The following is a 15,446-nucleotide window of genomic DNA, read 5'->3' on the forward strand; positions in this document are numbered from 1 at the left end:
TCAGCACCAGTCCATGAGGACGACAGTCAGGTCGTCGGCAGCTTCGCGTAGTGCGGTCAGATGCGTGCTGCTTCGCACTCCGACAAGGAAGCCGTATCCGCACGCCTTTGCCAGGTCGCGTTCGCGCCGCAGCTCTATCACCTGCTTTTCGATTACGATTCTTCGAAGGGCAGGGGTGTACGCCTCGAAGTTGTCGGTCTTGATCTCCCAGAGGATCCGGGCCACGGATTGCACGGCGTCGAAGCGCTTGCCGTTGACCAGCACGTCGAAGCCGCTCATGCCGTTCTGGGGCACCCTGTCGGCGCACTGGTTGTGCAGGTCATCGCCTCCCAGGTGCGGCACCCTCTCCGGGATGCACTTCGGGTCGCCGTTCGGCGTGACAGGGATGGGCGGTCTCCTGGTCGAGCCGACCCCCTGCGCTTCGGGATCCGGATGCACCCGGGGATCCACCATGATGGTCACCGGAGGCGTCAAACCCATGGGGGCCGGCATCACCACGGGTTTCGGTCCCGCGAGGGGCGCCACCCAGGGCATGGCCACCTGATGGAGCGGCTTCTGTTCCGTCGTCGAGCAGGCGCAGAGCAGCACCAGGAACAGGCCACAGGTCCGGAGCGTCATTCCCTGGGAGTGTGGCAGTGCATCTCCCAGGGGCGCCAGCGCCAACCGCCACCAGCAGCGCCGCACTGAGCCCGGAAACGAAAACGGGGGAGCAGTCCCTGACGGACGGCTCCCCCGCGTGACTTCAATGCCAGGACCTCAGGCCGTCTGCGCCCCGCCACTGCTCGCGCGCGCCACTTCGCGCGGCTCCGGGTACACCGCGCGCTGGGGCGTGGTGATGCGGATGACGCCCAGCTTCGACAGCACGCGCATCACCTGCCACGTGGGGTCGATTTCAAAGGCGCGCGCCGCGAAGTTCGGGCTCGCGCCGAACTTGTGATGGTTGTTCTGGAACAGCTCGCCCATGCACAGCACGTCCACCGGCAGCGTGTTGCGCGACTGGTCGCTGCCCTTGAAGTTGCGGTAGCCGTACTTGTGCCCGCACCAGTTCACGATGGCGCCGTGCACCGGCCCCATCACGAAGTGCACCGGCAACAGCAGGAACATCCAGGGCGACGTCGCGAACGCCACGTAGAACGCCGTGTACAGGCCCACCCACACCAGCGGCGCCCACCAGGACTGGCCCAGCGTCTTGTCCACGAGCGGCCACTCCGGGTACCCACCCTCGAAGCGCGGCTCCGGCGTCACGGTGCCCTTCACGAAGCCGTCGTAGCGCTTCTTCGTGTGCAGCATCATCCGCAGCGCGTCCTTGAAGAAGTGCGGAGAGTGCGGGTCCTTCTCCGTGTCGGAGAAGGCGTGGTGCTCGCGGTGCAGGATGGCGTACGCCTTGGGCGACAGGTACGACGAGCCCTGCACCAGGTAGGTGAGCAGGTGCATCGCCTTCTCCGTGCGCGGCCCCATGCTGTACATGCGGTGCGCCGCGTAGCGGTGCTGGAAGAAGCTCTGGAAGAAGACGCAGAGCAGCCAGTGACTGATGAAGAAGATAGCGATGGCCATGACTCTCCCGTGCTTTCAGACCAGGGGTAACACTCCGGCTGTCACGGCAATGTCAGCGCTCTTCATGACGTCGGCAGCGCCCGGCCCTCCCGAACCCTCCCGGACGACCGACACTGAGCGTCCCGCCTTCCTCCGTGTCCGCTGACGGATAGGGCGCGGTGCGGCAAGGACGTTGCGGCCTGCCCCCAAGGAGGGCAGAACGGCACGCGGCGCGTCACCCGGGGCATGGATCATCCCCCAGTCAGGAGCACACACCGTGGAGCGGGCAGCCATCGTCGGCCTGGACAAGCAGCACGTCTGGCACCCCTACACCGCCATGGCCCAGTACATCGCGGACACCGACCCGCTGGTCATCGTCCGCGCGGAGGGCGTCTACCTCCATGACGCTGACGGCCAGCGCTACCTGGACGCCAACGGCTCCTGGTGGGTGTCCACCCTGGGACACCGCCACCCCCGGCTGGTGCGGGCCCTCACCGACCAGCTCGGCTGCCTGGCCCACGCCTCGCTCGCGGGCATCACCCACGGCCCCGCGGCCCTCCTGGCCTCTGAGCTGACCGCGCTGGCCCCCGGCGCGGACCGCGCGGACGTGCCCGCGGAACAGAAGCTGTCGCGCGTCTTCTATTCGGACAACGGCAGCACCGCGGTGGAGGTGGCCATCAAGATGGCCGCGCAGTACTGGGCCCAGAACGGGCGGCCCCGCCGCACCCGCTTCATCACCCTGTCCGGGGCCTTCCACGGCGAGACGCTGGGCGCCACCAGCGTGGGCGGCGTGTCCGAGTTCCGCGACGTGTTCGGCCCGCTCCTCTTCGACGTGGTGCACGTGCCGTCCCCCGCGGAGGAGGGCGGACACGCGCGCGCCCTGGCGCAGTTGCGCGCGGCGCTCCAGGCGGATCCGGACGGCATCGCCGGTGTCATCCTGGAGCCCGTCATCCAGGGCGCGGTGGGCATGTGGATGTCGTCACCGGACTTCGTGCGCGAGGTGCGCAAGGCCACCCGCGACGTGGACACCTTCCTCATCGCCGACGAGGTCTTCACCGGCCTGGGCCGCACCGGCGCCCGCTTCGCGGTGGACCTGGCGGAGGTGGTGCCGGACCTGCTGTGCCTGGCCAAGGCGCTGAGCGGGGGCCTGTTGCCCTTTGGCGCCACGCTCGCGTCGGAGCGCATCTTCGCGGGCTTCCTGGGGGCGAAGGACCGGGCGCTGTATTACGGGCACTCGTACTGCGGCAACCCGCTGGGCGCGGCCGTGGCTCGCGAGGTGCTGGCCGTGTACCGCGACGAGGACGTGCTGGGACAGGTCCAGCGCAAGGCGCCCCGCGTGAAGGCCGCCTTTGAACGCATGGCCGCCACCATCCCCGGCCTGGTGCGCCCGCGCGCCGTGGGCATGGTGGGGGCGCTGGACCTGGGCGGCGGGGGCTACTTCGCCAACAGCGGCTGGCGTGTGTACGAGGCCGCGCGCCGCCGGGGGCTCTACCTGCGCCCGCTGGGCGACACCGTCTACATCGCGCCCGCGCTCAACATCCCGGACGCGGACCTGGACGTGCTGCTCGCCGGCGTGGAGGACAGCCTGCGGGAGGTGGCCTCGGGCTGATGCCCGCGGAGGTCCGCTGGGAGAGACGGAGGAGCGGAGCGCTGCGTCCGCTCCCGTCGGTCGGCACGTGCCTGGAAGCCCCCTGCCGCCCCCTTATGTCGAGGGACTGGCGGCGTGCGCATTCGTTGATTCAGGCGCCGTGTCGTCTCCAGCCCATCCAGGAGGGAATTCCCATGACTGTCGAAACCCAACGTCCGACTCCGACGAGCGGCACGGGGCCGCCCTCCGGGCTGACGCCCGACAGCGTGGAACCCTTCCGGGCGCGGCTGCGGGGAACGCTCCTCCAGCCGGGGGACGCTGGCTACGAGGAGGCCTGCCAGCTCTACAACGGGATGATCCACAAGCACCCGGCCATGGTGGTCCGGTGCGCGGACGCGGCGGACGTCATCGCCTCCGTGAACTTCGCTCGCGAGCGGAAGCTCGAGGTGTCCGTGCGCGGAGGCGGACACAACGGCGGTGGCCTGGGGCTGTGCGACAACGGGCTGGCCATCGACCTGACGAACATGCGCGGCGTGCGGGTGGATCCCGAGGCCCGCACGGTGCGGGTCGCGGGCGGGGCTGTCTGGGGGGACGTGGACCACGCCACCCATGCCTTCGGGCTCGCCGTGCCCTCCGGCATCATCTCCACCACGGGGGTGGCCGGACTCACGCTGGGGGGCGGCATGGGCCACCTCTCGCGCCGCTTCGGGCTCACCATCGACAACCTGCTCGCCGTGGACATGGTGCTCGCCGACGGGCGGCTCGTCACCGCCAGCGCGGAGAAGTACCCGGACCTGTTCTGGGCGGTGCGCGGCGGGGGCGGCAACTTCGGCGTGGTGACGTCGTTCCTCTTCCGGGCCTGTCCGGTGGACACGGTCATCGCCGGCCCCACGCTCTGGCCCCTGGACCGCGCGGCGGAGGTGATGCGCTGGTACCGCGAATTCCTGCCGGCCGCGCCCGAGGATCTCAACGGCTTCTTCGCCATGATGACCGTGCCGCCCGCGCCTCCCTTCCCGGAGGAGCTGCACCTCAAGAAGATGTGCGGCGTGGTGTGGTGCTACACCGGGGACCCCGCGAAGGCGGACGCGCTGTTCGCGCCCGTGCGAGCGCTCAATCCCGCGCTGCATGGGGTGCAATCCATGCCCTACCCCCTGTTGCAGACCGCCTTCGACGCGCTCTACCCACCGGGGCTTCAATGGTACTGGCGCGCGGACTTCGTGCGCGAGCTGAGCGACGCAGCCATCACGCGCCACGTGCAGTTCGCTGAACGCCTCCCGTCGATGCAGTCCACCATGCACCTCTACCCCGTGGACGGGGCGGTGCACCGGGTGGGGGCGAAGGACACGGCCTTCAGCTTCCGCGACGTCCGCTGGTCGGAGGTCATCGTCGGCGTGGATCCCTCGCCGGAGCGGGCGGCGGAGGTCTCCGACTGGGCGAAGTCCTACTACGACGCGCTGCACCCCTACTCGTCGGGCGGCGCCTACGTGAACTTCATGATGGAGGAGGGCCAGGAGCGCGTGCAGGCGACCTACCGCGACAACTACCCCGGGCTGGTGGCGGTGAAGAACATCTACGACCCCACCAACTTCTTCCACTGGAACCAGAACATCCGGCCCGGCGTGGAGAAGCCCCCGAGCGTCGCGCATTGAGTGAGGCTGGCCGCTGCCGCCTCAGGCCCGGGCCTGGGGTCGCAGCGGCAGCTCGATGGTGAAGGTGGCGCCCTGGCCCGCGTCGCTGTCCAGGCGCAGTTGGCCGTGGTGGCCCTGGACGATCTGGCTGGCGATGAAGAGCCCCAGCCCCAGCCCGTGCACGGAGCGGGGCGGCCCGCCGCGCTCGAAGCGCTCGAAGACGCGGTCCTGGTGCTCGCGGGGGATGCCGGGGCCAGAGTCCGCGACGCGGATGGCCAACTGTCCGTCGTGCGGCGCGACCTCGATGCGGATGGGCTGACCGGGCGCGTACTTGATGGCGTTGGACAGCAGGTTCACCAGCACCTGCTCCATGCGCGAGCGGTCCCACCACACGCGCGCCCCGGACGTCACCCGCAGCTCCACCCTGCAGTGGGCCTGATCCAACTGCTCCTGGAAGGACTCGACGACCTCGCGCACCAGCTCCGCCGGGTCGCTCTCCTCCAGGTGGAAGTCCAGCTTGCCGGCCTGGATGCGGGAGACGTCCAGCAGTTCGTCCACCAGCCGCGCCAGCCGCTCCACCTGCCGCAGCGCCGTGTCCATCGCCGTCGTCATCCTCGCGGGCGACAGGGGCTCGCCGCGCTTGGGGGACAGGCGGCGGCGCGTCACCTCCAGGTGCAGCATCAGCGCGGTGACGGGCGTCTTCAATTCGTGTGACGCCACGCCCAGGAAGGTGTCCCGCGAGGTGAGGGCGCTCTGGAGGTCCTGCGTGAGGGCCTCCAACTGCTTTCGCGCGCGGACCTGTTCGCTGACCTCCTGCACGGCGACCAGCAGGCCCTGGATGTGGCCCTCCCCATCGCGCTGCGGGTGGATGTCCACGTCCGCCAGCAGCTCCTTCAGACCGCCCTGGCCGTCCGGCTGCCGCACCGGCACCTCGCGGCCCACGAAGGGCTCTCCCGTCTGGTAGACGCGCTCCATGTGCTTGAGCAGGTGGCCGTGACCTCCCGCCGGTTGGGCCTCGCGGACCGGCCTGCCCAGCATGTCCCGCCCCATCAGGTTCGCGAACAGCGGGTTGATGACCGTGAAGACCAACTCCGGGCCCGTCAGCACGCACATGGCCGCGGGGGCCTGCATGAAGAAGTCGGAGAGCTGCTGGCGCGCGCGTCCCAACTGGAGCTGGCTGTCCACCCGCGCCTGCAATTCTCTCGCGGAGAAGGGCTTCACCAGGTAGTCGTCCGCGCCGGCCTGGAGACCCTCGATGCGCGCCTCTTCGCCCGCGCGCGCCGACAAGAGGACGAAGGGAATGCCGCGCGTGCGCGCGTCCGAGCGCAGCTTCTTCAAGAGGCCGAAGCCGTCCAGCCGCGGCATCATCACGTCGCTCAGGATGAGGTCCGGCGGGGACGCGAGCGCCGCCTCGAAGGCCGCCTCGCCATCCGCCACCGCGCGCACGTCCCACTGGGGGGCCAGCAGGCTGCTCACGTACGCGCGCATGTCCGAATTGTCGTCCGCGACGAGGATGCGCCCGCGTCCCGGCGACGGCGCGAGCCCCGCGCCCAGACTCCCCAGCGCCGTGCTGGAGCCCACGCGCGTGGCCTGCTCCGGCACCGACAGCGGGGGGACGTCCAGCGCGTCCGGAAGCCACCGCAGGGCCTCCTCGCTGAAGGCCGAACACAGCTTGCCCGCGTGCGCGTCGCCCCGCGCCTGATGGACGTGCTCCGCCGGAAGGTGCGCGCTTCCCAGCGGCAGCTCCACGAAGAAGGTGCTGCCTGCATCCTCCACGCTCGAAACGCCCAGCGTGCCGCCGTGCAGCTTCACCAGCTCCTGGATGAGCGCCAGCCCGATGCCGGTGCCCTCGTGCGTGCGTCCCCGGGAGGTCTCCACGCGGTGGAAGCGCTCGAACACGCGCGGCAGCTCCGCCTCCGGGATGCCGGTGCCGGTGTCGCGCACGGTGAACCGCACCCGGTCCCCGTCACGCCCAAGCCCCACCGTGACGCTGCCCTGGAGCGTGAACTTGAAGGCGTTGGAGAGCAGGTTGAGGACAACCTTCTCCCACATGTCCCGGTCCACGTAGACGGGCTCGCCCACGTCCGCCACCTCCACGGTGTACATGAGGCCCGCCTTCTCCATCGCGGAGCGGAAGACGCTGGCCAGGTCCTCGGTGAGCCGTCCCAGGTCCGTGGGGTGGAAGTTCGCCTTCACCCGCCCGGCCTCGATGCGGGAGAAGTCCAGCAGCGAGTTGACCAGCTTGAGCAGGCGCAGCGCGTTGCGGTGGGTGAGCTCCTGGCGCGCGCGCTGGGCGGGCGGCAGCGGGTTGACGGTGTCCGCGAGCGACTCCTCCAGCGGGCCCAGGATGAGCGTGAGCGGTGTGCGGAACTCGTGCGACACGTTGGAGAAGAACGCCGTCTTCGCCCGGTCGATGGCGGCCAGGGCCTCCAGGCGCTGCGCCTCCGCTTCATGGGCGCGCACGTTCACCACCGCGGTGGTGAGGGTGCTCTGCAATTGCTCGTAGAAACCCCGGTAGGCGTCGTCCATCGCGCGTCGGGGACTCACGCCCGCCACCAGGTAGCCGAAGGGCTCCGTCATGCCGGCGGGGATGAGCGGCAGCACGCGCGCGTGCACGGGCGCATCCTCGTACGGGCCACACGTCACGCCCTGAAGCGTCGCGCCCGGGACGTCCACCGTGCGGGGCTCCGGCCCGGTGCCGGCCGCGAAGGGCCACGGCCCGTCCAGCCCAGCCTCCTCCGGACTCCACGCGCTGCCCCGGGGCAGGCCCATGGCGCCCACGAGTCGGACCCCGGCGCGCGCCTCGTCGCGGCGGTAGAACAGCAGGAAGGGCACGTCGAGCGCCGCGTCCGGCGGGAGCTGCGGCAGCGCGGCGCCAATGTCCTCCACCGTCTTCACCTTGCCCAGCAGGGCGGACAGCTCGCGCAGCGTCTGCGTGCGCCGCGCGCTGAGCATCTTCTCGGTGACTTCGGTGATGGGGTGGAAGAGGCCGCCCACGTTGCCGGACTCGTCGCGGATGGGGCTGAAGGAGAAGGTCATGAAGGCCTCCTCCAGGTAGCCGTACCGGTCCAGGAGCATGCGCTGGTTCTCGATGTAGGAACCCGTGCCGGCGCCCGCCTTGTCGAAGGCTCCGCCCACCACCGGCAGCGCCGTGGCCCAGCAGTCGCGGAAGGGCTGCCCCATGGACTCCGGATGCTTGGCGCCGCAAATGGGCCGGTAGCTGTCGTTGTAGATTTGAACGCGCTCCGGCCCCCACGCGATGAGGATGGGGAACGTGGAGGACAGGCACAGGCTGACCGTCGTGCGCAGGCTCTGCGGCCAGGTCTCCACCGGGCCGAGCGGCGTCTTCGACCAGTCCATGGAGCGGATGAGCCCGCCCATCTCACCGCCTCCGGAAAGCCAGTCCATCCGGGCTCCACGGGACACCGCCCCTCCAGATCCGCCCTGCGTGGTGCTGTCCTGTTCCATGTCTCCTCGGGGGCGCGAGCCCGGCCTTCGCCCACAAAGGCGATGCGAGGCGGTGTCCCCGGTGTGTCACGTCGGGGAGCACGTCCAGTAGATACCGGAACCGTTGGGACGCCGCCGCGCCTCCATGTTTGGAGTGTGCGCTTGCTTGCTTCCTCTCAGGGTGGGGTGAGCCGGACCGCTCCGTCAGGCGGGGGCCTGGTCGCGTTGGCGCTCGCGCACGTGGCGCACGCCCAGGATGATCAGCAGGGCGGCCACGCCTCCCAGCGCGATGAAGTGCTCCACCTGACCCACGCCCTTCGCCACGCGGTCCACGCTGGCGGAGCCCACGTAGCCCAGCAGCACCACCAGGGGAGAGCTCAGACACAGCGCCAGGCCGTCCCACAAGAGGAAGCGGCGCAGGGGCATGCCCTCGGCCGCGGCCATGGCGAACACCGGCACGCGCAGCACGGACATGAAGCGGCCGACGAAGACGACGCGCGAGCCATGCTTCGCGTACAGGCCCTGGATGCGCGCGCGGCGTTCGGGGGGGAACAGGCGGCGGGTGCGCGGGTGCGTGTACAGGGCCTGCCCCAGGCGCCGGGACGTGAGGAAGAGCACGGTGTCACCGCACAGCACGCCCAGGAAGCACAGGGCGATGGCCGCGGGCAGCGGCATCAGGCCCCGGTGCGCGAGCACGCCCGCGGCCAACTGCACGATGTCCTCCGGGAAGGGAAGCCCCAGGCCTCCCGCCACCAGCACGAGGAAGATGAGCGGTCCCGAGCCGTGGGTGAGCAGGAGTTCAAGCGGCGAGGCCATCAGGACTCCACGGGAAGCACCGCCGCCTCGCGGCGCTCCTGACGGAAGAGGAGGACTTCCCGGATGATGATCTGCACCGTGGCGGCCACGGGCACCGCGACCACCGCGCCGACGATACCGGCCAGTTCCACACAGAAGAGGACGGCCAGCAGCGTGAGCAGGGGATTGACGTGCACGGTGCGCTTGAAGATGAGCGGCGCCATCACGTTGCCCTCCAGTTGGCCGTACAGCAGGAAGTAGACGAACACCGCCAGCGCCTTCCACGCGCCGCCCGTGACGAGCGTGAGCAGCGTGATGAAGCCGCCCGCGATGATGGGGCCCGCGTAGGGCACGAGGCTGGAGAAGCCGCTCGCGACCCCCAGCGGCAGGTAGAAGGGCAGGCCCAGCACGGCCAGCATCGTGGTGGTCAGCGTGGCGTTGACGGCGCAGATGAGGGTGATGCCGGACAGGTAGCCGCCCGTCGCGGTGTAGATGTTGTGCAGCACGCGCACGTACCGCATGCGGTGGTCCGGCCGGGCCAGCTCCAGCAGGCGCTTGAGCACGCCGCCGCCGAACACCAGCATGAACACCACCAGGAAGAACACGGTGAGCATGCCGCCCAGCAGGCCCACCACGCCGCCAATGGCGCTCATCAGGAGCGCGGGCAGCGGGCCAGCGAGCGCCGGGGTGGCCTCCTCCAGGCGCTCATTCCAGCCCAGGCTGTGCAGCCGCTGGTTGAGCGCGCGCAGGATGCCGGTGCCACGCACCTGCCGCCACAGTTGGGGCCACTGCGTGACGAGCGCGTCCACCTGCTCCACCAGGTCCGGAATCACCAGCAGGCCCAGCGCGGACACCGCCACGAACAGCGCCAGCAGCACCAGGGCGATGGCCAGCCACCGCTTGAGGCCGCGCTTCTCCAGCCGCGACACGCCGTGCTCCAGCGACAGGGCGACCAGCACCGCGATGCCCGTGAGCGTGAGCGCCACGCGCGTCTTGACGACGAGCGTCGCCAGGATCATCACCCCCAGCACCGTGAAGCACACGGTGAGCACCGTGCGCAGCGTGACCTGGGAACGCAGCTCCAGCCTGACTTCGGGTTCAGCCACCGGTTCGACTCCCCAACAGGGGCCACCGTGCTCGGGCCCGTCTTCTGCGGATGCGACATCCCTGGCCTGACGGCAACCGTCCTCGTCGCCCAAGTGTGTGCGCCGGGGTCGCATCCGGGCCAGGTGTCCGGCGGGTGACATCCGGCGCTGCGCCGGACCTGTTCGCGGCAGGCAATCGCCGCGTGCCCGGTTCGTCCTCCGCACAGCGCGGAAACCGCCGGTCGTCCGTCCCCGGAAGCGGGGGTGCGCGTCCTCCAGGCGACGGCCGTGCCGCCTCGCGTCCGACAGCGGACGGGCCGGGACGTCCCGGGAAACAGGGACAGCACGCTTTGCGGGGCCCACGCGTCAGACCGGGATGGGAACCTTCGTGGTGAGGGGACCTTCGCGGGATGGGAGAGGACACCATGAAGAAGATGGGTGAGCAGGAGCTGGACGGGATGCGGCGGGAGGCTCGCGAGACGGAAGCCCGGTGGCGGTCGCTGGCGGCGAGGCTGACGGAGCTGGGCGGCGAAGCGATGGACGCGCAGTTGCTGGTGACGTTCCGGGGCGCGCGGGACGCGGGGACGGTGCCGCCGGACGCGGGATTTTTCCTGGTGGCGCACATCCTGACGGCGATGGCGGACGAGGCCATCGCGGAGGATCCGCGCGTGCGGATGCGGGCCGGGGAGCTGGACGCGATGGAGCGCGAGTACGGCCTCACGGGGGAGGGCTGGCCGGAGGGGGACATTCCGCCGGAGGACTGGGAGGCGCTGTGCGTGGAGTACGAGCGGGCGTGTGACGAAGCGCGCGCCGCGTTCTTCCGCGCCTACGGCGAGGAGGAGATGGCGCGGCTGTACCTGGATCAGCGCGTCACCTTCCACCACCGCTTCGAGAGCGGGCGGCGCTTCTTCCACGGGCTGCCCATGCTGCCAGAGCTGCTTCACTGAGCCAGGCAGTGGGGCCCGGAGGCTTTCCGCTACACTCCGCCGCCGCGGTTCTTCGCGGAGGCGGACGATGCGAGCGGGAAGCCTGGGCCTGGTGGTGGGGTGCCTGTTGTGGAGCGCGCTTTCGGCCGGTGCGGCGCCGCCCGTGGCCGTGCCCGCGCGTCCGGAGTCGGGCGCGGTCTACGACGCGCTCCAGCGCACGGTGCGCATCAAGCAGGTGGCGCTGTCGCCGGACGGCGCGCGGGTGGCCTGGGTGGAGTCGGTGCCGGTGACGGAGGGCGCTCGCGCGGAGGCCACGCGGCTCCAGGTGTTGGAGCGGGCGCATCCGGAGCGGCCCCCCTTGCGCGTCACCGCGTCGCCGGACGGCGTGCCGTGCGCGGAAGGGTCGCTGGCGTGGAGTCCGGATGGCAGGCGGCTCGCGTTCCTGTCCACGGCGGGGGAGGGCACGGCGCGGCAGCTCTATGTGGCGGACGCGACGGGCACGGGCGTGCCCGCGCGCCGGCTCACGACGGTGAAGGGCGTGCTGGCCACGCCGAAGTGGTCGCCGGATGGGAAGTCCGTCGGGGTGCTGGTCATCGAAGGCGCGGAGGACGCGCAGGGGCCGCTGGGGCCGGCGGCGCGTGAGACGGGCGTGGTGCGGGAGTCCTCGCCGGTGAAGCGCTTCGCGGTGGTGTCGGTGGAGGACGCGAAGTTGCGCTTCGTGTCGCCCGCGGGCCTGTTCGTCTACGAATACGCATGGAGCCCGGACGGGGCCCGCGTGGCGCTCACGGCCGCGCCGCCGCCGGGGGATGCGAACTGGTGGGTCGCCCGCGTGTACGCGGTGGAGGCGGCGACCGGGGAGACGTCGCTGTTGCACGCGCCCAGGTGGCAGGTGGCGGAGCCCGCGTGGAGCCCGGATGGCAGGCAGTTGGCGTTCATCGAAGGGCTGATGAGCGACGAGGGCAACACGGGCGGAGACGTGTGGGTGGTGTCGGTGCCGGAGCGGTTGGCGGCGAAGGTGCGGCCCGGGGAGAAGGCGGTGTTCGGGGGCAAGGTGCCGCCCGCGCGCAACCTGACGGACGGGGTGAAGGCGTCCGCCACGGACCTGTTCTGGCCGACGGCGGAGCGGCTGGTGTTCGCGGCGCAGGTGCAGGGGGAGTCCGCGCTGGTGGCGCTGTCGCCGAAGTCAGCGGAGCTCACGGTGTTGTGGAAGGGCCCGGAGCACGTGACGGTGTCGCTGGCGCGCGACGGCGTGACGAGCGCGGTGGTGCGCGACACGTTCACGCAGCCGCCGGAGGTGTGGACGGGGCCGGTGGGGGCGTGGACGCAGGCGACGCGGCTCAACGCGTCCGTGCGGGTGTCGGTGGGGGAGGTGCGCAGCGTGACGTGGACGAGCGACGGGCTCCAGGTGCAGGGCTGGCTGGTGCTGCCTTCGGGCTCTGAGGTGAAGGGCCGCAAGGTGCCCATGGTGACGGTGGTGCACGGCGGGCCGGCGGCGGGTGTCACGCCCGCGTTCAACCCGCAGACGGTGTTGCTGGCGGCGCGGGGCTACGCGGTGTTCCTGCCCAACCCGCGTGGCAGCTATGGCCAGGGGGAGGCGTTCGTGCAGGCCAACCGCCGCGACTTCGGCCATGGCGACTTCCGCGACGTGCTGGCCGGCGTGGACACGGTGCTTGGGTCGGCGCCGGTGGACCCGGCGAGGCAGGGCATCACGGGGTGGAGCTACGGCGGCTTCCTGGCGATGTGGGCGGTGACGCAGACGCAGCGCTTCCAGGCGGCGGTGGCGGGCGCTGGCGTCGCGAACTGGCAGAGCTACTACGGCACGAACCACATCGACACGTGGATGCTGCCGTACTTCGGCGCGTCGGTGTACGATGAGCCGGAGGTGTACACGCGCTCGTCACCCATCAATGGGGTGAAGCAGGTGCGCACGCCCACGCTGCTGCTGCACGGCGAGCGGGACGTGGAGGTGCCCGCGTCGCAGAGCTACGAATTCCACAAGGCGCTCAAGGCGCTGGGCGTGAAGACCCAGCTCGTCATCTACGCGGACGAGGGCCACGCCTTTCGCAAACCTGAACATCAGAAGGACCGGTTCCTGCGCACGCTGGACTGGTTCGACGCGAACCTGGCGCCGGTGGTTCCTGCCCCGGCGCCGAAGGTGCGGGCGCCCTCGCGTTAGGGTGCTGGTGGCGTGGGGATGGGGGCCTTCAACGCGGGCTCCCACCGCACGGGGCCGATGAGGGGCTCGCCCCGTTCGACCACCGCGGTGGGACTCGGGCGCAGGACCCGTCCCCAGGTGTCGATGGCCATGGGCGCGTGCTCGACTTCGCCCAGCACCCGCCCCGTGCGCAGGTCGATCCACTTGTCCATGATGAGCACCGTGTCGCCTGCCTTGTACAGGCCGTAGCCTTCCGCCTCGCTCAAGACGCTCTTGTCCTCCGTCTCCGCGTTCCACAGCCACAGTCGCTGCGTCCACGTGTCATCGGGACTGGAGCGGCCCTCCTTCAGCAGCGCGAGCGCGCCCAGGGACGTCACCGGCCCCCAGTTGGACAGGGGATGCGCGGTGCGCCGCTCCATGTCGATGACGAGCGTCAGCCACGTGTTGGGCTGGGTCTTGGATTCGACCTCCGTGGAGACCAGCCGGCCATCGCGTCCGGAGTCGATGCCATGACTCATCAGGACCGCGAGGGTCGTCTGCCAGCCGAGTGACTGATGGACCCCGGCGCCGTGCAGCTCCAGGGGCACCATGATCTGCCGCGTGTTGCAGGCCACCAGGACTTGCTGGCGCGCTTCGTCCACGTGCAACAGCTTCGCGTTGCAGCTCGCGGGCACCCAGGTCTCCCGCCGTCCTTGCACGTCTTCGAAGACGATGGAGCTGTCCGGAGCGCGGCGCAGCATGCCTCTCCCCAGGGGGTGGAGGACGTCGTTGCCCTGGACGAAGGGGCCTCCGTCCACCCGGCGGAAGCGGCGGATGGACGTGCCGCCGCCCTGCCCGTTGAAGGACGAACTGGACAGGACCGGCCCCATGCACCCCGCGTTGTTCGCGAACATGGGGTTCTGCTGGGTCCAGGGCTGCTCCGGGTCGTCGTCCTCCACCATGTCGAGCACCGCCCAGTGGCCGGAGGGCGTCAGCACAGCCTGTTCGATGCGTCCTCTTCCCGCGTCGAGCACGCGCTCGGTACCTTCGCGCAGGTCGCGCACGACGGCGACGGACCTGCTTCCCTCGGGACGGAGGAAGAGGAGTTGACGGCCGTCCCGGGAGAAGCTGGCGCGGACGGGAGGCTCGGGACTCGCAGGGTCGGTCGTCACCTTCGAGGCCAGCTCCTTCTCTTCGCGGGTCTCCAGGTCGAGGAGCAACAGCGTTCCGTCCCGCACCAGGGCGAGGAATCTCCCCGTGGGGTCCGTGGCGAGCAACGCGTCAATGGGGATGCCCGCGCCTGGCTCCAGGAAGAGGTACGTACGCACCGCGTCTCCAAAGATCTCACCGTGGTTGCCGAAGAAGATCTGGATCCGCCCATCGCCGTCCGTGTCCGTTCTCGCCTGGCAGGCGAGAAGCCACCGCCCGTCCTGTGCGGAGGCATTGAGCAGGAACGGATGCGCGGTGCCGTAGTCCGCGGAAGGTCTGGAGGGATCCACCCCGCCCGCGTTGGACGCGAGGAACGATGGCCCCCGGGACGCACACGCGGACAGCATCAGGGCGAACAGCACGGGCTGGAGACGCATGCCTCGAAGCGTCGTTGATGCGAGGTCAGGCCGGCAAGGGTGGGCCCCGGTGTCCCCGGCTCAGGGACCGCCGCGCACCCCGGGCTCGGGGGCGGCCACGAGCGAGGTGAGGACGTGGTCGCGCCACCTGCCGTCGAGCAGCAGGAAGTCGCGAGCGTAGCCCTCCACGACGAAGCCCAGGCGGCGCAGCACGGCGGCGCTGCGCAGGTTCTCCGGCAGGTGGCTGGCCTGGACGCGGTGCAGGCCCATGGCGCCGAAGGCGTAATCACAGACGGCCTGGAGGGCCTCGGTCATCAGCCCCTGGCCTTCGTGCTGGTGGTCCAGCCCGTAGCCGATGTCCGCGGCCTGGAGGGGACCCCGGCGGATGTGCGTGAGCGCGACGCTGCCCAGCACGGGGGCGAGCGAGATGGGCTGGCCCCGGGGCAGCAGGAACACGCGCAGGGAGATGTCATGGCGGAAGTCCTCGCGGTCCTGCGCGAGGCGCGTGCGCCAGTAGGCGGTGGAGAAGAAGGTCGCCGGGCGGTCCGGTGACACCGGCCCCAGGTGCTGCTTGTTGGCCAGGTGGTACGTGAGCACGCGCTCCGCCGCGTCGGGGGGCAGCAGCATCAGGTGCAGGCGCTCGGTGGTGAGCAGGAGGGGCGACTTGTCGGTCGACATGGCGGGGCCGGACTTCAAGGGTAACGCGCTCCCTTGGGGCCCGCGCGTGCGAAGCGCGGACGAAAAA

The 15,446-nt window shown here is 70.6% G+C and carries 11 protein-coding genes; 4 read left to right on the forward strand and 7 right to left on the reverse strand.

What is annotated here, in order from left to right; all coding sequences use genetic code 11:
• Together D7V88_RS00420 and D7V88_RS00425 are read right to left on the reverse strand one after the other, a co-directional pair.
• A complete protein-coding gene (locus D7V88_RS00420) occupies positions 1 to 618 on the reverse strand; it encodes a DUF6310 domain-containing protein (protein WP_120538582.1) in 618 nt (205 codons plus the stop codon).
• Positions 619 to 756: 138 nt separating this feature from the next.
• Entirely contained in the window at positions 757 to 1,554 is a 798-nt protein-coding gene (locus tag D7V88_RS00425; protein WP_120538583.1) for an acyl-CoA desaturase, read from the reverse strand.
• Positions 1,555 to 1,810: 256 nt separating this feature from the next.
• Between D7V88_RS00425 and bioA the strand changes: the two genes are divergently transcribed.
• Positions 1,811 to 3,142: an adenosylmethionine--8-amino-7-oxononanoate transaminase gene (bioA, locus tag D7V88_RS00430; RefSeq protein WP_120538584.1), complete on the forward strand. Its 1,332-nt coding sequence runs from the start codon at positions 1,811 to 1,813 to the stop codon at positions 3,140 to 3,142.
• 173 nt (positions 3,143 to 3,315) lie between these two features.
• A complete protein-coding gene (locus tag D7V88_RS00435; RefSeq protein WP_120538585.1) occupies positions 3,316 to 4,770 on the forward strand; it encodes an FAD-binding oxidoreductase in 1,455 nt (484 codons plus the stop codon).
• Positions 4,771 to 4,791: 21 nt separating this feature from the next.
• On the opposite strand, the gene D7V88_RS00440 is transcribed toward D7V88_RS00435, so the two are convergent.
• The 3 genes from D7V88_RS00440 to D7V88_RS00450 all read right to left on the reverse strand — a co-directional run bounded on the left by D7V88_RS00440 (position 4,792) and on the right by D7V88_RS00450 (position 10,097).
• Positions 4,792 to 8,157: an ATP-binding response regulator gene (locus D7V88_RS00440; RefSeq protein ID WP_244237879.1), complete on the reverse strand. Its 3,366-nt coding sequence runs from the start codon at positions 8,155 to 8,157 to the stop codon at positions 4,792 to 4,794.
• Positions 8,158 to 8,400: 243 nt separating this feature from the next.
• A complete protein-coding gene (locus D7V88_RS00445; protein WP_244237880.1) occupies positions 8,401 to 9,012 on the reverse strand; it encodes a DedA family protein in 612 nt (203 codons plus the stop codon).
• On the reverse strand, positions 9,012 to 10,097 hold the full coding sequence (locus D7V88_RS00450; RefSeq protein WP_244237881.1) for an AI-2E family transporter: 1,086 nt from the start codon (positions 10,095 to 10,097) through the stop codon (positions 9,012 to 9,014). The genes D7V88_RS00445 and D7V88_RS00450 overlap by 1 nt, the downstream gene beginning before the upstream one ends.
• A gap of 404 nt (positions 10,098 to 10,501) precedes the next feature.
• Here D7V88_RS00450 and D7V88_RS00455 point away from each other — a divergent pair, with 404 nt between their 5' ends.
• Positions 10,502 to 11,023 (forward strand): hypothetical protein, encoded by a 522-nt coding sequence (locus D7V88_RS00455; protein WP_120538629.1) that lies wholly within the window; start codon positions 10,502 to 10,504, stop codon positions 11,021 to 11,023.
• Positions 11,024 to 11,090: 67 nt separating this feature from the next.
• The gene (locus tag D7V88_RS00460) at positions 11,091 to 13,178 is read left to right on the forward strand and encodes a S9 family peptidase (RefSeq protein WP_120538588.1); all 2,088 of its coding nucleotides are present in this window, start codon (positions 11,091 to 11,093) and stop codon (positions 13,176 to 13,178) included.
• Here D7V88_RS00460 and D7V88_RS00465 read toward each other — a convergent pair.
• Both D7V88_RS00465 and D7V88_RS00470 read right to left on the reverse strand, forming a co-directional pair.
• Complete coding sequence (locus D7V88_RS00465) at positions 13,175 to 14,722, reverse strand: TolB-like translocation protein (RefSeq protein WP_120538589.1); 1,548 nt, start codon at positions 14,720 to 14,722, stop codon at positions 13,175 to 13,177. The two genes, D7V88_RS00460 and D7V88_RS00465, sit on opposite strands and share 4 nt — an antisense overlap.
• A gap of 60 nt (positions 14,723 to 14,782) precedes the next feature.
• The gene (locus D7V88_RS00470; RefSeq protein ID WP_120538590.1) at positions 14,783 to 15,379 is read right to left on the reverse strand and encodes a GNAT family N-acetyltransferase; all 597 of its coding nucleotides are present in this window, start codon (positions 15,377 to 15,379) and stop codon (positions 14,783 to 14,785) included.
• Between the last annotated feature and the right edge of the window lie 67 nt (positions 15,380 to 15,446).

Origin of the sequence: Corallococcus terminator, from assembly GCF_003611635.1 — a bacterium.
GTDB classification, from domain to species: Bacteria; Myxococcota; Myxococcia; order Myxococcales; family Myxococcaceae; genus Corallococcus; species Corallococcus terminator.

Bases quoted from the DNA above. Each gene is read 5' to 3' on its own strand.
- D7V88_RS00455 (WP_120538629.1), top strand. From the start codon at position 10,502: ATGAAGAAGATGGGTGAGCAGGAGCTGGACGGGATGCGGCGGGAGGCT.
- D7V88_RS00460 (WP_120538588.1), top strand. From the start codon at position 11,091: ATGCGAGCGGGAAGCCTGGGCCTGGTGGTGGGGTGCCTGTTGTGGAGC.
- D7V88_RS00435 (WP_120538585.1), top strand. From the start codon at position 3,316: ATGACTGTCGAAACCCAACGTCCGACTCCGACGAGCGGCACGGGGCCG.
- D7V88_RS00425 (WP_120538583.1), bottom strand. From the start codon at position 1,554: ATGGCCATCGCTATCTTCTTCATCAGTCACTGGCTGCTCTGCGTCTTC.
- D7V88_RS00420 (WP_120538582.1), bottom strand. From the start codon at position 618: ATGACGCTCCGGACCTGTGGCCTGTTCCTGGTGCTGCTCTGCGCCTGC.
- D7V88_RS00470 (WP_120538590.1), bottom strand. From the start codon at position 15,379: ATGTCGACCGACAAGTCGCCCCTCCTGCTCACCACCGAGCGCCTGCAC.
- D7V88_RS00465 (WP_120538589.1), bottom strand. From the start codon at position 14,722: ATGCGTCTCCAGCCCGTGCTGTTCGCCCTGATGCTGTCCGCGTGTGCG.
- D7V88_RS00445 (WP_244237880.1), bottom strand. From the start codon at position 9,012: ATGGCCTCGCCGCTTGAACTCCTGCTCACCCACGGCTCGGGACCGCTC.
- D7V88_RS00440 (WP_244237879.1), bottom strand. From the start codon at position 8,157: ATGGACTGGCTTTCCGGAGGCGGTGAGATGGGCGGGCTCATCCGCTCC.